This window comes from Thermoleptolyngbya sp. PKUAC-SCTB121 (genome assembly GCF_016919485.1).
Taxonomy (GTDB): Bacteria; Cyanobacteriota; Cyanobacteriia; order Elainellales; family Elainellaceae; genus Thermoleptolyngbya; species Thermoleptolyngbya sichuanensis.
The window spans coordinates 389,175-411,599 of record NZ_CP070366.1 but is presented as its reverse complement, the minus strand read 5'-3'; the positions used below and the strand labels follow the sequence as shown (position 1 = coordinate 411,599).

The window sequence follows — 22,425 nt, the reverse complement described above, 5'->3', positions numbered from 1 at the left end:
AGCTTAGCTATCAATTGCCACGGGCTGCGAAACCGCAACAGGCGACGGCGCGGGAGCAGCCGTTTTGGTGCTAAACACTAGCCCATGTTCGCCCACATTCACCAAAATCATGTCGCCTTCGGCAAAGGCATTCTCTAGCAGCTTCGTCGCTAACGGATTTTCAATCTCGCGCTGGATTGCCCGCTTCAGGGGCCGCGCGCCATACACCGGGTCAAATCCGGCATCGGCAATGTAGTTTTGCGCTTCGGGTGTCAGCTCTATCCGCAGCTTTTGCTCTGCCAGCAGGCGATGGATGCGCTGAAGCTGGATGCCCACAATCTGCCGCAGTTCCTTGAGGCTGAGGGCGTGGAACAGGATGATGTCGTCTACCCGGTTGAGGAACTCTGGGCGGAAGTGGTTTCGCAGTGCGTCCATCACCCGCTTTCGCATCTCCTCATACTTGGAATCGTCGCCCGACACGTCTAGGATATGCTCGCTGCCGATGTTGCTGGTCATCACCACGATGGCATTGCGAAAATCCACCGTGCGCCCCTGAGAATCAGTAATGCGTCCATCGTCCAGCACTTGCAGCAGAATATTGAACACGTCGGGATGCGCCTTTTCCACTTCGTCTAGCAGCACGACGGAATAGGGGCGGCGGCGAATCGCCTCGGTCAGTTGCCCGCCTTCTTCATAGCCGACATACCCCGGCGGCGCACCCACCAACCGCGAGACAGAGTGCTTCTCCATGTATTCCGACATATCCAGCCGCACCAGCGCATCCTCCGAGTCGAACATACACTCGGCCAGGGCGCGGGCCAGTTCCGTTTTGCCGACCCCTGTGGGCCCCAAGAACATAAAGGAGCCAATGGGACGACCGGGGTCTTTCATCCCAGCGCGGGCGCGACGAATCGCAGCAGCCACAGCAGCCACCGCCTCATGCTGCCCGATCACCCGCTGATGCAAAAAGGATTCTAGATTTAGCAGCTTTTGCCGCTCGGTTTCCAGCAGGCGGTTGACTGGGATGCCCGTCCACTTGGCGACGATTTCGGCAATGTCGGAATCGGTCACTTCCTGCCGCAGCAGAGCCTTGCCCGCGCCAGTATGCACCTCCGTCAGGCTGGCTTCTTTTTCTTCTAGCTCCCGATGCACTGCTTCCAGCCGTCCGTACTTAAGCTGAGCGGCGGTGTTGAGGTCATAGTCGCGCTCGGCTTTTTCGATTTGCCGCTGGAGCTTTTCCTCCTCTTCGCGCAGGAGCTTAATTTCTGCCTGAATTTTCTTCTCAGTTTCCCACTGCTCAGTGAGGCGCTCTTTTTCGGGGGTTAGCTGGGCAATGTCGGCTTCGATGCGTTCCAGTTTCTCTTTTGAAGGTCGAAACGCGACGTTGGTCACACCCAGGCGTGTGCCTTCGTTTTCGAGAGAGCGCTTTTCGATCTCAAGCTGGCGAATACGCCGCTCGATGGTTTCTAGCTCGACAGGTTTTGAAGTCGCCTCCATCTTGAGCTTTGCAGCCGCCTCGTCCACTAGGTCGATCGCCTTGTCAGGCAGGAAGCGGTCAGAAATGTAGCGATCGCTCAAGACCGCTGCCGCCACCAGCGCCGAGTCGGTAATCGTGACGTTGTGATGCACCTGGTAGCGATCCTTCAGTCCACGCAAAATCGAGATCGTGTCTTCTACTGTGGGCTGACCGATGTAGACCTGCTGGAAGCGACGTTCCAGCGCAGCGTCTTTCTCAATGTGCTTGCGGTATTCATCCAGCGTCGTCGCGCCGATGCAGCGCAGTTCGCCCCGGGCTAGCATGGGCTTCAGCAGGTTGCTGGCATCCGTCGTGCCGGAGGAGGAACCCGCGCCCACGACGGTATGCAGTTCATCGATAAATAGCACCACCTGGCCTTCAGAATTGGTGACTTCCCGCAGCACGGCCCGCAGCCGCTCCTCAAACTCGCCGCGATACTTGGCTCCGGCAATCAGGGAACCCATGTCCAGGCTGATCAACTGGCGGTTTTTGAGCGATTCGGGTACGTCGCCGTTGATGATGCGCTGGGCCAGGGCCTCGGCGATCGCCGTTTTGCCCACACCCGGTTCGCCGATCAGCACGGGGTTGTTTTTGCTACGTCGAGATAGGACTTGCACCACGCGCCGGATTTCCTCATCGCGCCCGATCACCGGGTCGAGTTTGCCCGCCTTGGCCAGTTCCGTCAGGTCGCGCCCGTACTTCTCTAGCGCCTTGTATTGCGACTCTGGCGACTGGCTGGTAACGCGCTGGCTGCCGCGCACGCTCTTGATGGTGGTTTCCAACTGCTTGGCCTCAATGCCCGCAGCTTTGAACAAGCGGCGACCCACGCGGTCATCTTCGCAGAGCGCCAAAACCAGATGTTCGACCGCGATGTAGTCATCCTGGAACACCTTGCGGGCCTCTTCGGCCCTGTCCAAAAATGTATCTAGGCCGCGCCCCAGGAAAAGCTGGCTGAGGTCGTTGGTGTTGACCTTGGGCTGGCGGGCGGCGAAGGAGTCTAGCTGCTGCCGCAGGCGGGCCGATTCCATGCCGGCCTTATCGAGAATGGTATTTGCCAAGCCTTCCTGATCTAGCAGGGCGATCGCCACATGCTCGACTTCCAGATTTTGTTGACGGTAGCTGCGGGCCACGTCCTGCGATTTCACAATCGCTTCCCACGCTTTTTCCGTAAATTTACCGGGATCGGTTGGCTGCATGTTAAAAATAAATCCTTGAATAGCCGCTCAGGGTGTTCTCTATTGTAACGTGAGTGTTCCGCCAGGCTTTTGAGGAAGGGGGCTAGATGCCATTTCCTGCAAACCTTTTGGGCTAACTTTCACCTACTTCTAGTGTACGGAAGCCGCCTCCGGTTTGCCTGAATTCAAAAACAGGACGCTGATGCAGCAGATGTGTAAGGGGCGATCGCAAGCGTGATTTTACCGAGGCTGAATTCGGAGCGATCGCACAAGATTATCCAGCAGCGTCAGGTTCGGGAAAAAGCCGTTGCTGTCTTGCAAGTTGAGCTGCTGAGCCACCCGCCGCAGATAGGTTTCATACTCCGCCACAAACGCATCGTACTGATCTGCCGTGAGCGGTGCTGTGGCAGGCAATACGGACGTTAGCAGCGGCTGCGAAAAGGACACGTAATAGCGCCCGTCAGTGGTCAATCCCTGAAAGATATAGACCAGTTCGTTGCTTAAAATGGGGCTAACGTCGTACTTGTAGACCCCGACAAAGCGCAGCCCGCTACCCTCCCCAAAGCGGAGATATTCCATCTGCGATCGCAGCACTTCGTCTCCCAAAACAGGCGGCAGCACGGTGATTGGGCGATTGATGTAGAACGGGCGCTGGGTCAAGATGGTTCGCAGTCCGTTAATCACCCGGTTCATCGCCTGTAGCTCTTGGCGATAGCCCACGTACATCGCCCGCAGCCCGCTGACGGAGTAAATCTTGAGCGTCCCCGGCGGCACTGCGATTCCCGCTGCTGGGCTGGGCACTTGAAATTGATAGACCAGATGGGATGGCTCGCCGTTGAGATAGGGCGGCTGATCGGGTCGATAGGGCCGCGCGGCCCGCCGCTGGCCCTGCACCGAGTCCGTCAGCGGCCCTGGTTCAAACCGCACCTGCTCCAGGGATAGCGGGAATTCAGTTGCCACGTCCGAAAGCTGAAGCACGTAGGGCCCGGGTGGCCGCCCTATGGAGGACGATTCCGAAAACTCTGGCGAATCGATGACTGGTGCAGGCTGGGCGATCGCCCTTCCAAAACCCAGAAGACAATCACCACCCACGACAGCTATGCTTCCTACGGGCAAGAGCAGGGAAAGACCCCACGCAACCCAACCATTCATTGTTTCGCTCCTCACTCACACTGCCCAAAATCCTGCCCAATGTCGATCCTCTCAAGGGGCGCTATGGGTGACATTGCCGGAAGTCCCGCCGCCCCTTGACTGGTAAGCTAAAATCGCAAATCCAAAATCGAGGATCGACACGAGACACAACCCGCTATCCAGCATCAACGCCCAGCCCAAGCTCTAGTGCAGACCCGATGCTTCTACACCCTCAGCCTAGACCGGGCTACGTTCCCCGCATTGGGTCAAAAAGACCAGAATGCTGCGCGATGACTCCGCATGACGCAGTTTCCGCATCCCACAGCAGTTGCTCTCAATATTATCCAGGTCTGACGCAAATGAGCGAGATTCCCCAGAATCAGAGGGTAAATGTCAGAGATTCTGTCAGAGATTCGGAATCGATTTGGAATCGGGGGTGACAAGGAGAGTGAGTAGAGACTCCCGACACCCTATTCACCTGTAATCGACAGTTCCTCAATCCACACGCGGGGGCTGAGTCCAGCGCCGACCCGTTCCAGTTCTGGCTCGATGTGGATGATGGACTTGAGGAGTTGGCGAAAATCGCCCGCGACCGTGGCGGATTCAATGCTGGTGCGCTGACCATCGCGAATCAACCAGCCATCGAACGGCAGCGAGAAGGAACCCTGGAGCGCCTGCACCCCGGCATGGAGCGCGTGCAGGTCATCGATGAATACAACATTATCAGCCGTGCTGAGGTCGAAAGCAGAGTCGGCAACCCCTGGCAGGACGTGGTAAAAATGGCTGCCAACCGTCACCTTTGCGCCCATGTTGGCGTGGCCCGTCGGCTGGGCGTTGAGCCGTTTGGCCGTGCCTGCGCTGTGCAAAAAGCTAGTCAACACGCCCTGGTCAATTAGCGAGACGCGGCGCGTGGGCGTGCCTTCGCCATCAAACAGTTCGCCGCCAATATTTTCTGGATGCAGCGCGTCGTCATACAGCGAGAGCAACGGAGAGGCGATCGCACTCCCCAGCGACTCTGGCGTAGACAAGCTCTGCCGATCGAGAATATTCTGCGCGTTAAACAGATTAGAAAATGCCCCAATCAGGCTCAAAAAGGCATCGGGCGACAGCACGACCCGGTACTTTCCAGTGGGAATCTTTTCGTAATCCAGGTGGCTGATCGTCTTCTCCGCCGTTTCCCGAATGCACTTCTGGATATCCAACTGCTCCAGCCCCCGGCTCACCTCAAAAGACCCAGCACTGCGGGGCTTTTTGCCTTCCTGCTCCGTCTTGCTGTAGAGGTAGATCGACGCAACTGATTGCCCCTGCCGCCGCACTGCGCCATCGCTGTTCAGATAAAACCGTTCCATGTCCCGCTGCGACAGACCGTTATAGGGCACAGAGGCGATCGCCGGATGAGCCGCCAACAGTTCCTTCTCGGCTGCAATCAGCGCCGCAATCAAGTCAGACACCGACGCAGGCGAAACGCGATCCTCTTCTTGCCCGGCCAGGGGAGCCATAGCCTCTGGGCTAAAGTCGGGCACGTTTTCCTTCATGCCAAAAAAGCTAGCATCGTAGGCCGTCTTCAGCGCCAGTTCTAGTCCCGTCGGGTCAACGTCGGTCGTCGAAGTGATGCCCAGCGTACCCTCATGGTTCCACACGCGCACCGTCACGCTCGATCGCTGGGACGCTTTCACCTGCTTGGGTTCGCCCTGATCCACCTGGACGCTAGTTTCATCGACCGACGCGCCGTAGATGTCGTATTTCTGAATTCCCAGGCGATGGGCAGACTCTTGAACCTGGTTAGCAAGATCGCTGACGAGAATCGGCATGGTGAGGGTATCTTAGGAAGGTTTTGGGAAGTTTTCCTAAAGTGTATCGCAGGGGGATAGAAGGGAAGAGGGAAGGGAGAAGAACGAAGAACGAAAAACGAAAAACGAAGAACGAAAAACGGAAATTCTTAGGGGCACCTCGAAAAATTCAGATACTCTTGAGAATGGCCACGAGAAAATAAGGGTTTTAGGCTCCCAAAATTCTCAATAAGGCAATTAATATAAGGCGATTAATCGAGGTGACCTTAGGCATCTCCCAAGCCTTCCCTCTTCCCTCTTCTTCCCGCCATTTCCCCCATGATTAGCTACCTAAAAGGCGCGATCGCCGCTGTGCAAAAACTTCCAAGCAATCGCGTCATCTTGACCCTAGACGTGAATCAGGTGGGCTATGACCTGCAAATCACGCCGCGAATGCTGCAATCGCTGCCGGGTATGGGCGAAGTGGTGCAGGTGTTTACCCATCAGCAAGTGAAGGAAGATCAAATTGTGCTGTACGGGTTTGAGTCACTGGCGGAGCGAGATCTGTTTCGGCAGTTAATCAGCGTCAGCGGCGTGGGGCCGCAGTTGGGAATGGCGCTGCTGGACGGCATGGGGCTGCAAGACCTGGTGCAGGCAATTGTGTCGGGCAACACGCGGATGCTGTCGCGCACGCCAGGGGTGGGGGCAAAAACGGCGGAACGGTTGGCGCTAGAGCTAAAGACCAAGCTGGCAGACTGGCGCACCCAATCAGGACTGTCCACAACCCCAGATGCCGCGCCTGTGGGCAGCGTGCAAGAAGATGTGGAACTAACGCTGCTGGCGTTGGGCTATTCCAGCGGCGAAATTATGCAGGCATTGCGGGCAGTTGGGAAAAAGACGGCGCTGGCGAAAAATGCCGACGCAGAGCAGTGGATTCGAGAGGCGATCGCCTGGCTGAGCCAATAGACCCCTAAGCCCTGTGATACAATCGTTGATTGTATTGATACTCACCGGACAACCCCAATGGCACTCCTGCAAGAGCGCAAGCAGCAGATTATCTCTGATTACCAAATCCACGAAACCGACACCGGATCGGCAGATGTTCAGGTGGCGATGCTGACCGAGCGCATCAACCGCCTCAGCGCCCACCTCAAAGAGAACAAGAAAGACCACGCTTCTCGTCGGGGTCTCCTGAAAATGATCGGTCAGCGCAAGCGCCTGCTGGCCTACATCCAAAAGCACGATCAAGATCGCTATCGCGCTCTGATCGGCAAGCTGGGCATTCGCGGCTAGGGTTTCGCGGCTAAAGCTTAAGATCTTGCGAATCGATTCGCCGGCCCAGATGGCGTGGCTGACCCCTTGCGGTTAGGACAGGTTTTCTTTATGGCATCTTCTACTCCGCCCAGTTCTGATTCTTCCAGCTCAGATGCTTCGACTCGTAAGGCCTTGCCGTTCGAGCCGAAAAAGCGCCTGAAAAAATCCGAAGCATCCACCGATGCTGGTAAAAAGCCAGAGCCGGGAGCGGAACCGAAGAAAGCGCCTAAATCTGCCTCGAAATCGGCCGCTAAGGCAACCCCCAAGGCAACGCCTCCAAAAGCAGGAGCGTCGGGGGGTGCGTCTGGCAATTCCGCCAAGAACGCTGCGGCAACCCGCGCATCGATGGCGATTCCTGATGCAGTGAGCAAGCGAATGGCCAGGCGCATGGCGATTTTCTGTGGTGTGCCGTCGTTTTTGGCGATCGCCACCTTCGTCGTCAGCTACTACATCGTGAGCCAGCACCTTCTGGACTTGCCCACCTCCGCCGTGCTGCTGGTGAGCTTGGGCTTTTTTGGGCTGGGCGTACTTGGGCTGAGCTATGGGCTGTTTTCGGCTTCCTGGGAAGATGAACCGGGCAGCTTGTTGGGTGCGTCGGAGTTTCGCACCAACCTAGGACGCACCATTGCGGCATGGCGATCGCAGCGCCCTCAGTCCTAAACGCCTCATCGCAGAAACCACCCGACCGGAGGGTGGTTTTTGTCTTTTGGGCTGCCTAAAATAAGCGCTAGCGTTAGCCCAGCATTAGACCTTTGGATTTTGGCGTGCGGCGTTTAGAACTCTTAACTGAAGTTAACCTGCCAGTCTGCCGTTTCCGTAGCATTGAATACTCTAAACTAGTCATGTTTTTGGGCGATGTCTGCTCTACGGACGTTACCCAGCCCTGGATCTAAACGCAATCCAAACGCTCTGACTAAACCCCAGAGCCGCAGGACTTTTAACCTTTCTTGAATCATTCAAAGTAAGCAGGATTTTCCCATGATTGTGGTGATGAAGCCCGAAGCGCCCGCCGAAGAAATCGACCGCCTGAGTGCCGAGTTTCGCGAGATGGGCCTGACACCGGAAAAAATTGTCGGCAAACACAAAACCGTGGTGGGTCTGGTGGGCGAAACCGCCGAGATGGACGCACTCCAACTCCAAGACCTGAGTCCCTGGATCGAGCAAGTGCTGCGGGTCGAAAAGCCCTACAAGCGCGTCAGCAAGGAATATCGCCACGGTGAACCCAGCGAAGTCGTCGTGCCCACGCCCAATGGCCCAGTGACCTTCAGCGCTTTTGCGCCGTTGGTTGTGGTGGCAGGCCCCTGCTCTGTTGAAAACGAAACCATGATTGTGGAAACGGCTCGTCGCGTGAAAGCTGCGGGCGCAAAGTTTCTGCGGGGTGGCGCGTTTAAGCCGCGGACCTCGCCCTATGCTTTTCAGGGGCACGGCGAAAGCGCACTGGAACTGCTGCAAGCGGCCAAAGATGCGACCGGGCTGGGCATTATCACCGAAGTCATGGATGCCGCAGATCTGGAAAAAATCTGCGAAGTGACCGACATTGTGCAGGTCGGCGCACGCAACATGCAGAACTTCTCGCTGCTCAAGAAGGTGGGCGCTCAGGACAAGCCCGTGCTGCTGAAGCGGGGCATGTCTGCCACGATTGACGAGTGGCTGATGGCGGCAGAGTATATTCTGGCGGCGGGCAATCCCAACGTCATCCTCTGCGAGCGCGGCATCCGCACCTTCGACAATCAGTACGCCCGCAACACCCTCGATCTGGCGGTCATTCCGGTGCTGCGATCGCTCACTCACCTGCCCATCATGATCGACCCCAGCCACGGCACGGGCAAGTCGGAATATGTGCCCTCGATGGCAATGGCTGCGATCGCCGCCGGAACGGACTCCCTGATGATTGAGGTTCACCCTAACCCATCGAAGGCGCTGTCCGATGGCCCGCAATCGCTCACGCCGGAGCGCTTTGACCGACTGATGCAGGAGCTATCGATCATTGGCAATGCGGTCAATCGCTGGGAAGCCAATCCTGTGCCTGTTCTGGCCTAGGGGCGACCCGAAAAGTTGGCTTGCTCGAAAAGTTGGCTTGCTCAAAAAGTTGGCTTGCCCAGAAAGGTGGCTTGCCCAGAAAGGTGGCTTGGGGGCGATCGCCCAGAGGCGTACGTACCAATAGGCGATCGCCCCTACGAGTGATACGAGTGAGCAGATCTTCGGATTGGCAGACGACTTCCGGTCGGCGCTGCGACTAAAATCGAACTTAACCGGGAGCGTTTTTACGAATGTTCTTTCACCGTTGAGTTCAACCCAGCGCGATGCCTGACTTTGTGGAACTGGATGGACGGAAATTTTTGCCTGCGGATCAACTGCCGCAGCCAGAGTGGCCTTGCGTCATTAGCGAACGCCCGCAGCCGACACTGACGCTCAAAGATGACGACCTGTTTTTGATTACCGACACGCTGGGCAATATTTCAGCCTGCTTGGAGGGAGACTCCATCGGCAGTTTGGGGCTGTTTTGTCAGGATACGCGCTTTTTGAATCGCCTAGAGTTGCAGATTGAGGGGCGATCGCCCGTCCTCCTCAGCAGCAACGCCGACAAGGGATTCGTCCTGTCGGTGCTGTGCGCCAACCCCCAGCTAGACACCATTCCGCCGGAAACCATCGGCATCCAGCGGGAACTAGTGCTAAACGGCGGGTTGTTTGAAGAAATCAGCCTGACAAACTTCAGCACCGAACCTGTGCAGTTTGAACTGAGCCTCAGCTTCGATGCCGATTTTCTGGACTTGTTTGAGATTCGTGGCTTTCAGCGCGATCGCCGAGGACAGCGCCTGCGACTAGTGCCTCAGGTGGCGCAGGATCATCGGCTGGATGTGATAGAAGCTGCAACGGACGACGCAACGGAGCCGCTGCCCCAATTACTATCCCCAGAAATAACTCTGGCCTATCAGGGCCTAGATGGCGGCTTGATAGAATCGCGCATCCAGTTCTTGCACCAGCCGCCAAACTTCCTCAAAGGCTATACCGCCCTGTGGCAAGTATCGCTGGAGCCACACGAAACACTGACCCTGGGCTATCGGCTGCAACCGCTGCTGAATGGGCGATCGCCCTCCGCCGTCAACACGCCCATGACGCTGATGCAGGCCAAAGCAGCGGAACTGCTGGAGCAGACCCAGTGGGGCGAGCAGGTGACGCGCATTCGCTGCGACAACAAGGCCATCAACCAGATCATTGAGCGGGCGCAGCGGGATGTGTACCTTTTGCGGCAGACCTTCGGCAAGGGCAAGGTGCTGTCGGCAGGTGTACCCTGGTTTTCGACGCTGTTTGGGCGCGACTCCATCATTGCCGCCTCGCAAACGCTGATTCTTGACCCCACCATTGCCCGCGACACCCTCAGCATCCTGGCCTACTATCAAGGCAAGCAGCACGACGACTGGCGCGACGAGCAGCCCGGAAAAATTTTGCACGAGCTGCGCCTGGGCGAAATGGCCCGCTGCCAGGAAATTCCCCACACGCCCTACTACGGTACAGTAGACGCAACGCCGCTGTGGCTCATGCTCTACGCCGAATACTACGCCTGGGCCCATGACCAAGAAACCCTAGAGCGACTCTGGCCCAACGCGCTGGCGGCAATGGAGTGGATTGACGAAAACCTCAAGGAGACGGGCTATCTGGCCTATGCGCGGCGCTCCTCTCGCGGGCTGCAAAACCAGGGCTGGAAAGACTCTGGCAACTGCATTGTGAACCGCCGGGGCGAACTGGCCGAAGGGGCGATCGCCCTCTGCGAAGTGCAGGCCTACGTCTATGCCGCAAAGGTGCGACTGGCAGAAATCGCCCGCCTGAAAAAGCGCATCGACCTGGCCGATCGCTGGCTGGAAGAAGCGCAAGACCTCAAGCGACGGTTTAACCGCGACTTTTGGATGAATGACTTAGACTTTTGTGCCCTGGCGCTAGACGGCGAGGGCAACCCAGTCGATAGCATCACCTCCAACCCCGGCCATTGCCTGAATTTGGGCATTCTCGACCAAGACAAAGCCCTGAGCGTGGCCGAGCGACTGCAAGCACCCGACATGTTTAACGGCTGGGGCATCCGCACCCTCAGCAGCCTGTCGCCTGCCTACAACCCAATGGGCTATCACATCGGCTCCGTCTGGCCCCACGACAACAGCATGACCGTGCTGGGGCTGCGATCGCTCGGACTCATTGACCAGGCTCTCGAAGTCACACAGGGCATTTTCGACATGACCCTGCGCCAGCCCTACCAGCGCCCACCCGAACTCTTTTGCGGCTATGAGCGCACCGCAGACAACAGCCCCGTGCAGTACCCCGTTGCCTGTTCGCCCCAGGCCTGGGCCACGGGTTCCATCTTCCAGCTTTTGCTGACGATGGCGAACTTGGTGCCCGACGCGCCCAACAACTGCCTGCGAATTCTCGATCCGGCCCTGCCCGACACGATGCACCGCCTGTCGCTGCACAACCTGCGGATTGGTCAAACGCTGCTGGATCTGGAATTTGAGCGGGTGGGCAGCGCCACGGCCTGCCGTGTGGTGAAAAAGCGCGGCAACCTGCGCGTGGTCATCGAGGCGTAGGGTTGATTCTCGATTTTGGATTTGCGATTTTGGACTTGCGATTTTGGACTCGCGATTTTGGATCGCCCGTCAAGCTTCGGCGCGCTTCCAGCAATTTCCCTGGCAAATCCGCTTGGGAAAATTAATGGGAGCCACCGATTTCTTTGGAACGGCCAGCGCCGCAATTCCTAAAGCACCTGATGCGTGTAGGCGTGCTGCTTTACGTTGTCTTCGGGCTTGACCAGGCGGTCAGAATTTAGCACGCGCTTGCGCTCGGTGGAATGGTTGAAATCAGTGCGAACCGTGCCCAGGGGAATCAGCGACTTGGCTACGGGACGAACCTTGTAGGTGCGGGCTGCGGCGATCGCCCTCGCGGCAAACTCATCACAAAACTGCGTGTCTGCCGGAAAGCCCGCAGGGAGTTGCGGTTCCTCGCCCGATAGCACTGCCCCCAGCGTCGTCGCCACGGCCTGGGTGTAGGAAGTGGGAATGCCACGGGCGATCGCCTCCAGCGCGGCCGAGGGAATCGGCTCCGCAATCGTTACCGTATGCACCTCCCCATCTGCCTTCAGAAAACAGGTCGCTAGACCCACCACCAGATAATCTTCGGCCCCCAAATCGGGCGCTGTGGCTGCAATGATCATAAGTTTCTATAGTTTGATGTTGATAGTTTGAGGACTTACGCAGTTGGACGATTTCTCGCAGACTGCGCCCGCGAGAAATCGTCCAAAACCCAAAGAGCTTATCGCAAGGGCGTAAGTCCTGAGTTTGTGTTGAAGTCTGTGTTGCGCTTTCCCCTCATTCTGCGATCCTTCGGCACAGATTCGGCAAATCGCAACCCTGGCTGTAATGAAACTAGAAAAATCTTTATGCTCTGGCGAGCGCTATGCTCTGGCGAACTTTATACCCTAGCGAACTTTATGCGCCGGGGGAATCCCCAAACCGCTGCTCTCGCACCTCCGCCGCGTAGGTCTGCACGGCCTGGGTAATGATATCCCGCAGGTTGGTGTAGGGTTTGGCGAAGGGGGGCTGCCATTCTGACAGGCCCAGCAGGTCGGGCGTGACGAGGACCTGGCCGTCGCAGTGGGGGCCTGCGCCGATGCCGATGGTGGGGATGGTCAGCTTTTGGGAAATTTGCAGCCCCAGGTCAGCCGGGATATGCTCCAGCACGATGGAAAACGCGCCGGCCGATTCTAGGGCGATCGCCTCCTGCAAAATTCGCTCAGCCGCCTCTGCCGTCGTGCCCTGCTTGCGAAAACCGCCAAACTGATGCACCGACTGCGGCGTTAGCCCCACATGGGCCATCACGGGAATGCCTGCCTGCGTCAGCCGTTCTACCGTCTCTAGCATGGCGGGATGGCCGCCTTCTAGCTTCACAGCCTGCGCTCCAGTTTCCTTTAGCACTCGCCCGGCCGAGTGCATGGCCTGCGCCACGCTCTCCTGATAGGTCATAAACGGCAAATCGCAGACCACCAGCGCATTTTTTACGCCGCGCCGCACTGCCTTCGTGTGGTGCAGCATGTCCTCCAGCGTCAGCGGCAGCGTGGTTTCGTGGCCCAGCGCCACCATCGCCAGCGAATCGCCCACCAAAATCACGTCCACGCCTGCTCGATCCAACACTTGCGCCATCAGAAAATCCCACGCCGTCAGCACCACAATCGGGCGACCGTCGCGTTTGAATCGGCTGAGCTGTTGGGTGGTCACGCCCATGATTCAGAAACTCCGAGGTTGAGGTTGGCGATTATAAGGTGGCAGTGGAGCTTGGCGGTGGAGGTTGACGGTAGAGGGTGAAGATGGAGAGGTTTCGTCTGGCGCAGTAGCCCGAATTGGGGTTATCGAGGTCCCGCGGCGATCGCCCCGTTAGCCAGCGCAATGGTCGCCTCTTTTTCGCCGTTTTTGATGCTCACGCCGTAGAGAATACCATCTGCCTGCCACATCACCGTCGCCACGCAATAGGCTCCGCAGGTGTTGGCATATTGCCCGCCCACGCCGTTGGTCAGGGCCACGGCTTCCACCGTTTCCGAAATGCCGAGGATCTCCGCCGGAGTCATCGTGCCCTCATAGCGTTGCGCCCAAGTTCCGCCATAGCTACAGGCCGTCGCACCGTTGCAGTCGGCTACATAGTCAAAATCTACGCCGTAGCTGTCTTCGTCGCCATAGGCGTGGACATACACCTCCTCCATCCCCGGCACTGTGTCCGGCAGAAAAATCGGAATTGGCGTTTGGGGACGCAGTTGGCTGACCACCTGATCGACGGGAACGGGGGCCCCCGCCAGCGACGGGGCACAGCCCGCGATCAGCATCGGAATCAACGGAAAACCTAGCGCAAAACCCAGCAGCATGGGGAGCGATCGCCTCATGATTGATCTCCAGGACGTACAGAAAAAGTACACAGAGAGATACACGGGAAAACAGCGTGAATCCGTGAAGTTCTTTGGTGATCTGCCAGGTTGCCGTTCGCCCAGGCGGTATAGTGTCTTCTGGGATCGCGCACGCCGCCTGTAAAACTCTATCGCGTTTCCTTGCGGCCGTGTCACCTGCCCGGTGGACTGCGAAACTGCCCACAACCCACCGCTACGCCCAACGCCGTGAACCCATTGCAAAGGTTACGCCCAGCGCCATGACTCAGGAGCCGCCCCCACCGTCCAACTCGCCCAATAACCCGCCGGAACTGCCAGAGAGACCCCCCACGAACGTACCCGGCTATGGGCCGCCCTCGCTGCAAGATTTGCAGACGGAATACGTGGGGCTGGGCAAGCGGCTGTTGATTGGGCTGCTGCGGGCGAATGTGCGGCTGTTAGAGGGATGGATTGCTGCCCTGGAAGCACCGCCCAGACAGGCCCAGACCACCCTGGGCGATCGCCCACCGGGAGAACTCGCCGCCGACAGCAGTGCCCTCGTCCGCACAGAGCCAGGTGCGCCGCCTGTCCCGGTTGCGCCATCGCTGGGTCGCCGCCTGTGGATGGCGGTTCAGCAGGTGTGGGCGACTGTGCAGCCCGCCGCTCGGCAGGTCTGGGCTGTGGCAAAGCCCTACTGGGAAAAGGGCTGGGCTTGGTGGACAGCCAATGCGTTGCCAAAGATTCGAGCCATCCTGCCAGCGTCGATTCGGGATACGCTGGCGGATTCGGTGCTGAGTGGGGCGATCGCCGGAATTGCTACTCTCCTGGTCTTCGTCGTGCCCAACCTGCTGCCGTCTCAGGAGCCAACCCGCATTACCGAACCGCCCCTGATCAGCGAAGCGCCAGCAGATGGTCGCCGCGTCGAGCAGCCCCTCCCCCGTATCACCACAATTCCTGAAGTGGTGCCCGATGACCTGCCGCCCGCGCCTGCCCCCAACCCAGACGACAGCCTGCGCCCGTCTCGTCCGACTGCCAAGCCCCAGCCCACGCCCCCGCCGCAGCCATCGCCCTTGCCCACACCCGCCACACCCGCCACACCTGCCCGTCCCGCCTTGCCCGATCAGCCCCTGGTGGCAGCGATCCAGGAGGAGATTACCAGCGTCACGGATGCCTACAGCGAAAACCTGATCCAGACCATCCAAGCCAGCTTCCGCAGCGGCCGCCTGAGGGTGAACTTGGGCGATGGCTGGTATGCCCTGTCGCCCGCCAGCCAGGATAAACTTGCGGCAGAGTTGCTGAAACGGGCAACGAGGCTGGATTTCACCAAGCTGGAACTGGTTGCACCAGACGGTACGCTGCTGGCTCGCAGTCCTGTGGTGGGCGATCGCATGATTATCCTCAAGCGCAGCCTCCAGCCAGAGCAAGCGGCTTAATTGGGCAGGACTTAAGTTTGATAAATTCTCGCGGGCGTAGCCTGCGAGAAGGTGTTCAAAACCCAAAGAGCTAATCGCAAGTGCGTCAGTCCTGTGGGATTCTGGGGGAATGAGGAACGTCGGGGGCCCAGTTTTTCACCTGTAGAAGCTCATTTTCTGCCTATTTTTCTGCCCATAGAAACAGGCCAGGAATCTGCCTCTGGAAACTCGAGATGCTGAGTGCGGCTTGATAGCGTACTAGCATTGCGAAATGAGGCGTTTAATCATGACTACCGATTCCACCGATTCCACACCGATTGTTCCCGCCAACACGGTGTCGGACAAGACCGAAAGCTTTGATGCGCGGGAAACCAGGGCGGCGATCGCCGAAGGTGAAGAAAAGTCGCCCGAAGAAAACCTGGATTTGGACAAAGACTATGCAGCGGCACAAGCCATGAGCCAGGGCACGCTCAGCCCTAGGGAAGCAGCAAAGCAGGTCGCCCCTCAGCATGAGGTGGCTCAGCCGGAAGAGGTGAACATCTCTTCAGAGGATGACCGCTTGCCCACCGCCGGGGGCGACCCGGCCGACTACCGGGAACTGGCTCGCGAGGTGCGCCCGTCTGCCTAGAGCATGTTTTAAAATCCTTCGATCCCCTCTATCCCCCCTTAAATTCGATCCCCCCTAGCCCCCCTTAAAAAAGGGGGGAACTGAGCCGAACCACTCCGGAGGTCCCCCTTAATAAGGGGGATTTAGGGGGATCGACTCAAGGCAATCAACGACCTAGAAAGTTTTAAGACACTGCCTAGGGAATTCCATGAGAATCCCACCAGAATTCCATCAGAATTCCATCGCCCACTATCTCTCGCCCACTATCTCTGAACTGAACCCATGCGAACCGCTGAGAGGTTGCACAACCCGTGCTTCGTCTCGGCGGTTTGTTTGATTCAGCGACCTTAACTTTTCCGATTCCAGCAGGGCGATCGCCCCCGGTAAACCCCTCAAAGTCCCTAACTTTTCCATATCGATGTCTCCAAGGGAAAATCCTATAAAAGAATCATCGCTCCAAGACACGCATACCGCTTTCGACCGAATTTCCCAGTTTCAGCCAACCTCCCAGCCTAATTCAACTTATCAAAGTCAACTCCAATCCACTCCAATCAACAAGAGGACATTGCCATGACTCGCCTAGACGCAAAATTGCAAACTATCCGCCAAAAGCTTCAGCAGACTGATGTGCCTCTGCAACTGAGAGTCGTGTCCTATCTGCGGATGTCGTGCCGCGTGGTGGATGAGCGCGGTGGCCGCTATTCCCAAATGCTGGCAGCGCTGCACCGCCACAAGGCCGACTGGTGGAAGACCTGCCACATTACCCAAGAGGGCATGCTAGAGTCGAGCGATGCAATCGTGAATATGCTGTTGTCTCCGATTGCCGCGCTGCACGCCGACAGCCAGCCCTCCCGCACGCTGCAACTGTCCGCTTGATCTGGCTGCTTGATTTGGCTGCTTGAGCTAGGACAAATTTGCGGAACAAAGCTAATCCTAAGCTCATCCTAAGCTCGTTAGAACGAAGCGCGGCGGATGCCCTGCTGAAACGCTCTGGCGGCATCCAAGCGGGAAGTCTGACCCATCAGAACACACTGAGTCAACTCGCCCAGGCATAAGCACCTCAATCGTTCCATCAAAATAAAACAGCCGAACGCCCAGTGCATTTCTAAAGCCTTCCTGGATCAGCTTGAACTGCTCCCAAGTGCGCCCCGATTGAACGATTCGCTGATCCTGCGTCGGCGGAAGCGTTTGCATGGCGAGGGGGTGGACTAGAGCGGTCGGTAGACACGATAGTTCACATTGGGGAAGATATTGTCGATCGCCTCGACTTTTTCCAGCCAGCCGCTGTCGATTTTGCCCGCTAGGATGTCTTCGCGCAGCTTGTTGAACCGCATCAAGTGCGATCGCGTCCGACGCACCGCATAGGGCACCATCGTCCCCGTCCGCATGATGAACGCCCAGTCAGACGATTGCGCCAGCAGCAGCTCCCGCGCTGCCTGGTTCAGCGCCCGCCATTCCAGGTCATCGGCAGGTTCGCGTTTGGCCAGGTCGATCATCCGTTCCGCAGCTTTATGCAGATGTGGATAAATCCAGGCGTTGGTGTCGTTCAGCCAATATTCATGGAAGCCTTTGAAGCCCCAGCTTGACTGGGATGGGCGGCAGACCTGCTGGGTCGGGTGCGCCTTGAGATAGTCGGAGAGGTGAGTCATCTCGAAGGTGTGTTGGTCAAACCAGGACTTGCGGAAGAGATAGTTCAGGAACCAGGGCCCTTCATACCACCAGTGACCAAATAGCTCGGCATCGTAGGGCGACACGATGATGGGCGGGCGCTGCATGATGCCGTGCAGGTGTTCGACCTGGCGTTCGCGGTTATAGACGAAGTTGCCAGCGTGTTCTGCTGCTTTTTCTCGCGCCCAGTAGGGGTCGTAGAGATCTTTGTCGCTCAGCCCTAGTCCGCGCCCGGTAATTTTGTGATACTTGATGCCGACGTTTTTGCGCTGGCCGTTGGGCATGATGTAGGGCTTGATGTATTCATATTCGGCATCCCAGCCCAGGTCGCGGTAGAACTCGCGGTATTCTGGCGCACCGGGATAGCCCACTTCGGATGACCAGACCTGCTGCGACGATTCGTGATCGCGCCCAAAGGCGGCGACCCCTGTTTCGGTGAAAATCGGCGCGTAAGTGCCAAAGCGGGGGCGGGGACGGGCGTAGAGAATGCCGTGGCCGTCGGTGATGAAGTAGCGCACACCCGCATCCGCCACCATCCGCTCGACCCCTTCGTAGTAGGCGCATTCCGGTAGCCAGATGCCGTTGGGCGATCGCCCAAAATGCTCCTCATAGCTCTCGCAGGCCACCTGAATTTGCGCCCACACCGCCTGCGGATACATCTTCATCAGCGGCAGATAGCCGTGGGTTGCCCCGCAGGTAATGATGTCGAGGTTGTTGGAATCCAGAAATCCCTTGAACGCGCCCACCAAGTCATGATTGCAGCGCTCCCACACCTGGCGCACGCTGTTAAACTCGGCAGCATAGTGTTCTGCCAGATATTTCATGTGGCCCGTGTGGGCATTGCGGTCAATTTCCATCTCCGCCAGTTCTTCGAGCTTGGCGAGGTGGATGTCGTATCGCTCTTGCAGCAGCGGATCGCGCAACATCGACACCAGCGGCGGTGTCATGCTCATCGTCAGCTTAAAATCAACGCCATCGCGCTTCAGCCCCTCAAATACCTGGAGCAATGGGATATACGTTTCCGTAATCGCCTCAAAGAGCCACTCTTCTTCGAGTACATAGTCGCTCTCTGGGTGGCGCACAAAGGGCAGGTGGGCGTGGAGGACGAAGGCAAGGTATCCGATGCTCATGGGATTGGCAGGTGGATGGGCGAGTGGACGAGCTAGGTAAAGAGCCGGATAATGGCAGTTTTAGAGCAGCGTATGTATAACGATTAATTAAGATTCCTTGAACTTCTTAAGAGATTTACTGGTAGCCAGGGCACCAAACGGTATCGCAGGCAGCAACTTTAGACTGTGGGCTAGAGTGGGTTCAATAAAAAAATCGATCCGGCTGGGCTATCTCCAAGTATCGTAGAGCAAAAGTTATCACGCGACGGATCAACCTGGATGAGATATGGCACAAACGAACCTGCTTGAACTCGCGAAGCAAGGTGACCCACAGGCGATCGCCACGCTCATGAATCGCTCCCTACAGCCGCGCGGCATGACCGCCTCGGTCGATCGCCAGGGAGCCTGCCTGTATGTCACGCTGCAAGCAGAGCAGGTGCCCAATCGCCAGGTACTTACTGCGTTTGTGCAGAACGGCATCAGCAACCTGGGTGTGTCCTCAATCCAGTTGGTCAAGATTGCCGGGCAGCAGTTTGGCATGGCCGAACCTGCCTGGACGCAGGACTTACAAATCGAGGTCACCGATTTGGGCGATTTAGGGTTGGGTGATTTGGAGCCATCAGAACCTACTGCCCCGCCCTACGATGCAGGCATTTCCCTCGACGGGCTAGACGACATTGCGCCCGCCCCCAACCCCGTCGGCGATATTCTCTCAGAACTGACTGCGCCGCCACCGGATCTCACCTTCGAGCCAGAGGGCTTGTCGTTGGAACCCCCCCCGCTGGATTTTGAGGATGAGTTCACATCGGGCGACTTGCCCGCTCTGGGCGACGATTTTTCGGGGGATTTTTCGCTGGGGGCGATCGCCCCTGAAAATCCCATCTCAGGCGACTTGTCAGGCGATCTGGGCGACGATCTGCTGGCAGATCTGGATTTGGGTGCGGGTCTAGAACCCGACCCGATGGCAGATTTGCAATCTGGCGATCTGGGGCTAGACTCCTTTGATGACCTAGATAATGCCCTAGAAACCGGCCTTGGCGCGGGGCTAGACAACGACCTGGAACTAAGCGGACTGGACGGACTGGAAGATCTGGACGGACTAGAAGGCAGCTTGCCTGCCCCAGATCTGGGCAGCGATTTTTCAGAATTTGACCAGGGCACGGGTTCTTTCGACAGCGCCTTTGAAACTAGCACACCCGCCGACGCAGAAATGCACGAACCGTCAAGCGATGCGCGGCTCTCGGATCTCAATGCATTGGAATCGACACAAGATTGGTCGCTCGACGGGCCCGATGACATGCTCAGCGATCTCGGTTCTCTCGAAGGGGATCTGGCGCAGTTGGGCGACGAGTTTTTGGGAACCGATGCGGTGACTGGAGAATCCCGTCCTGGCATGGGGCTGGAACCAGACGAGTTTGACCTATCTGCCGATTTGTCGTCCGATTTCTCATCCGATTTTTCGATGGAGCCATTGATGGAGCCATTGAGTAACGCGGACGAGTTTGACCTTGGCTTGCCCGATCTGGAGCCATCCAGTTCGACGTTGGACAGCAGTTTCGATCTGACTCCCGAACAGGTCGATTTCCCGCTGACGGACTTTGACGAACTCAGCACCCCGTCAAGCGCCAGTGAGCCATTGTCGGGTCTGGAAAACCTGGACTTTGGGGACTCAGCCCCATCAACCCCGGAGGATGCAGGGTTGGGTGATATGGGACTCGGTAGCACAGAATTCGACAATACCGAGTTTGGCAATCCCGAGTTTGGCAGCACAGAATTCGGTAGCCCGAACTTTGACGATGCTTCGCTGAGCGATGCCGATTTTGACTTTGACGCGAGCGGTTCAGAGCTATTCAGCGAATCCTCTGTGTCTGGTGATTCTGGTGATCTGGAAAGGGATTTTGCAGGACTGTTCGCGACGGGCGAGCCAGCCGCGAACAGTTGGCAGGAGGATGATTTGGGGGCGATCGCCGCTGGATTTGAAACCGAAGCTCAGTTTGACGACCTGCTACCAGAATCCTCATTTGACGAAGGCGGCAGTTCTACGGACTTTGACGAGCCAGCCCCAACTCCACCGCCCTACGTTGCCGAAGAAATCTCCCTCGACCTGGATCTGGATGACATCCAACTGCCACCCGTGACGACCGAAGGCGGTGATGATTGGGATGCTGATCTGGAGTTTGGCAACTTGACCGAAGAAAACCTGTCAGACTTTACTGCCGATCCGGCGGAGCCTGCGGAACCAACGTTCGAGGCAGCGGCAGAACCAGACGCACTAGAGTTGGACAATGAGTTTGCCAACAGCGAGTTTGCTACCGACGAATTGACCAGTGGCGACTGGGAGACTGCGCTGCCGATGGCGGAACCCAGCGAATTTGACGAAACCTTTGGGCGCGAGTCTGCTCCTGCGCCCTTCCCGGCGGATTTTGCAGAGTCTCCTGCTGCGCCGATTTTTGCGCCTGCGGGAGATTCTGCGCCCTGGCTGAGTGAGCTACCGCCCGAATTTGCCATTGATGTCACGCTGAATAGCTCTCTGCTGGATGCTGCTGGGGTGGGCCTGTTGGAGGATGAGGGGTCGCGGGCGATCGCCCCAGAGTCCCTAGAACTGGCGCAGGATCTAGAGCTAGAAGCCCAAGACCTGTACTTTGAGTCGGTGGCAGACAGCATCTCCCCAGAATCCTCTCCGCCTGCTGCTGCGGGTGATGTTGGCTTTGATCTGGAAAATTTGGACAACCTGGATAGCCTGGATAACTTGGACAGCTTGGACAGTGTGAATGATCTTGACCCTGCCGATGGCTCGGACAGCCTGCTGGATAACGATTTGTTTGAGGAAACCTTTGAGGAAACCTCAGACATTCCCCTCTCGCAACTGCCCACCGAGATTCCCTCGTCTGAAATTCGGGACGATGAGCCAGACGCGCCCGACTTTCTCGACGTACCCCTTTCTGGCGTTGAGTTTGATGAGATTGCCTTTGACAACATCTACGACAGTGCCCCAGCCAACGAGTTCACCCTCGAAGACGAAACGGCTCCCACAGAACTGATGCCTTCTGGCGAAGAAACGCTGCCGTCGGAACTGCTAGTTGATGACCTGGATGAGTCCGGTGGCGTCGAGATGGATAACCTGGGGCTGGGGCTGGAAAGCTTGGGGAGTAAAGAGTTTCAGCCCTCTGAAGCAGAAGCGGCTGGCAGAGATGACTTTGGGCTGGATGGAACAGACGAGTTTGACCTGGATGCACCCGCAGCCGATTGGCAGAACGAGCCAGACCCGCTGCCCGAAACCACGTTTGGTCTGGAGGACGACGATGAAGCGACCATCCTGCTAGATCCCAGCACCTATCCGGGAACTTCGTTTGGCACTGTGCCCCAGTCGCCAGAACTCGACCGCGAGGAATTGGATTGGCTGGCTAGCGAGGTCGCTGCCTCTGCAAATCCGCCCGTTTCGCCGCTCAGTTCTGCTGAGGAAGGCTGGAACTACGGCATTCCGCCTGCGCCGCCCCCGCCAGAGGATACCTTTGCCTACCCCGCGAGCGCTCCCCATCCGCCAGCCCTGGCCACAGTCGATGAGTCGGAGGCTGGGGAACAGGCAGAAGCGTCTGGCGCACGCGCCACCAATCTGCTGTATGGGGTGCTGCTGGCGCTGCTGGCATGGATCTTGGCGCTGATTGGGCGATCGCTCTGGACAGAATTGACGCAGCCAGAGCCGCCTCCAGTGCCCCCAGTCGAGGTGTCGCCCCAGTCGCAGGATGTGAACCCTGGGCGATCGCCCTTCTCTACGTTTTCTTAAGCCCAGCGCATAACCCCAGATAGTGGGCGATCGCGATATCCTGGAAGTCCGGTCGATTCATTTGGCCGA

General features: G+C 57.8%; 16 protein-coding genes. 9 read left to right on the top strand and 7 right to left on the bottom strand.

Annotated features, from left to right (window positions below; genetic code table 11):
• Positions 1 to 3: 3 nt before the first annotated feature.
• The 3 genes from clpB to JTM80_RS01720 form a co-directional block, all read right to left on the bottom strand.
• A complete protein-coding gene (gene clpB, locus JTM80_RS01730; RefSeq protein WP_205370449.1) occupies positions 4 to 2,691 on the bottom strand; it encodes an ATP-dependent chaperone ClpB in 2,688 nt (895 codons plus the stop codon).
• Positions 2,692 to 2,910: 219 nt separating this feature from the next.
• A complete protein-coding gene (locus JTM80_RS01725) occupies positions 2,911 to 3,822 on the bottom strand; it encodes a hypothetical protein (RefSeq protein WP_172353877.1) in 912 nt (303 codons plus the stop codon).
• Between the two features lie 449 nt (positions 3,823 to 4,271).
• On the bottom strand, positions 4,272 to 5,612 hold the full coding sequence (locus JTM80_RS01720; RefSeq protein WP_172353876.1) for a TldD/PmbA family protein: 1,341 nt from the start codon (positions 5,610 to 5,612) through the stop codon (positions 4,272 to 4,274).
• Between the two features lie 297 nt (positions 5,613 to 5,909).
• Here JTM80_RS01720 and ruvA point away from each other — a divergent pair, with 297 nt between their 5' ends.
• The 5 genes from ruvA (at position 5,910) to JTM80_RS01695 (ending at position 11,458) form a co-directional block, all read left to right on the top strand.
• Positions 5,910 to 6,536, top strand: coding sequence for a Holliday junction branch migration protein RuvA (ruvA, locus tag JTM80_RS01715; RefSeq protein ID WP_172353875.1), 627 nt, complete (start codon positions 5,910 to 5,912; stop codon positions 6,534 to 6,536).
• A gap of 57 nt (positions 6,537 to 6,593) precedes the next feature.
• Entirely contained in the window at positions 6,594 to 6,863 is a 270-nt protein-coding gene (gene rpsO / locus JTM80_RS01710) for a 30S ribosomal protein S15 (RefSeq protein WP_172353874.1), read from the top strand.
• Positions 6,864 to 6,953: 90 nt separating this feature from the next.
• The gene (locus JTM80_RS01705) at positions 6,954 to 7,544 is read left to right on the top strand and encodes a PAM68 family protein (protein ID WP_172353873.1); all 591 of its coding nucleotides are present in this window, start codon (positions 6,954 to 6,956) and stop codon (positions 7,542 to 7,544) included.
• 318 nt (positions 7,545 to 7,862) lie between these two features.
• Positions 7,863 to 8,924: a 3-deoxy-7-phosphoheptulonate synthase gene (aroF, locus tag JTM80_RS01700; protein ID WP_172353872.1), complete on the top strand. Its 1,062-nt coding sequence runs from the start codon at positions 7,863 to 7,865 to the stop codon at positions 8,922 to 8,924.
• Between the two features lie 263 nt (positions 8,925 to 9,187).
• Complete coding sequence (locus JTM80_RS01695) at positions 9,188 to 11,458, top strand: amylo-alpha-1,6-glucosidase (RefSeq protein ID WP_172353871.1); 2,271 nt, start codon at positions 9,188 to 9,190, stop codon at positions 11,456 to 11,458.
• 167 nt (positions 11,459 to 11,625) lie between these two features.
• On the opposite strand, the gene JTM80_RS01690 is transcribed toward JTM80_RS01695, so the two are convergent.
• From JTM80_RS01690 to JTM80_RS01680, 3 genes are all read right to left on the bottom strand, one after another.
• Positions 11,626 to 12,081: a hypothetical protein gene (locus JTM80_RS01690; RefSeq protein ID WP_172353870.1), complete on the bottom strand. Its 456-nt coding sequence runs from the start codon at positions 12,079 to 12,081 to the stop codon at positions 11,626 to 11,628.
• Positions 12,082 to 12,355: 274 nt separating this feature from the next.
• A complete protein-coding gene (panB, locus tag JTM80_RS01685; RefSeq protein WP_172353869.1) occupies positions 12,356 to 13,147 on the bottom strand; it encodes a 3-methyl-2-oxobutanoate hydroxymethyltransferase in 792 nt (263 codons plus the stop codon).
• Between the two features lie 122 nt (positions 13,148 to 13,269).
• Positions 13,270 to 13,797 (bottom strand): hypothetical protein, encoded by a 528-nt coding sequence (locus tag JTM80_RS01680; RefSeq protein WP_172353868.1) that lies wholly within the window; start codon positions 13,795 to 13,797, stop codon positions 13,270 to 13,272.
• A 170-nt stretch (positions 13,798 to 13,967) separates the two neighbouring features.
• On the opposite strand from JTM80_RS01680, the gene JTM80_RS01675 reads away from it, so the two are divergent.
• The 3 genes from JTM80_RS01675 (at position 13,968) to JTM80_RS01665 (ending at position 16,671) form a co-directional block, all read left to right on the top strand.
• The gene (locus tag JTM80_RS01675) at positions 13,968 to 15,209 is read left to right on the top strand and encodes a hypothetical protein (protein WP_205370447.1); all 1,242 of its coding nucleotides are present in this window, start codon (positions 13,968 to 13,970) and stop codon (positions 15,207 to 15,209) included.
• A gap of 265 nt (positions 15,210 to 15,474) precedes the next feature.
• Entirely contained in the window at positions 15,475 to 15,816 is a 342-nt protein-coding gene (locus tag JTM80_RS01670; protein WP_172353866.1) for a hypothetical protein, read from the top strand.
• A gap of 549 nt (positions 15,817 to 16,365) precedes the next feature.
• Entirely contained in the window at positions 16,366 to 16,671 is a 306-nt protein-coding gene (locus JTM80_RS01665) for a hypothetical protein (protein ID WP_172353865.1), read from the top strand.
• A gap of 332 nt (positions 16,672 to 17,003) precedes the next feature.
• On the opposite strand, the gene JTM80_RS01660 is transcribed toward JTM80_RS01665, so the two are convergent.
• Positions 17,004 to 18,593 carry a glycoside hydrolase family 57 protein gene (locus JTM80_RS01660; RefSeq protein ID WP_172353864.1) on the bottom strand — a complete coding sequence of 530 codons (1,590 nt, stop codon included), beginning with the start codon at positions 18,591 to 18,593 and terminating at the stop codon, positions 17,004 to 17,006.
• Between the two features lie 265 nt (positions 18,594 to 18,858).
• On the opposite strand from JTM80_RS01660, the gene JTM80_RS01655 reads away from it, so the two are divergent.
• Positions 18,859 to 22,356 carry a hypothetical protein gene (locus tag JTM80_RS01655; RefSeq protein ID WP_205370445.1) on the top strand — a complete coding sequence of 1,166 codons (3,498 nt, stop codon included), beginning with the start codon at positions 18,859 to 18,861 and terminating at the stop codon, positions 22,354 to 22,356.
• Positions 22,357 to 22,425: the final 69 nt, after the last annotated feature.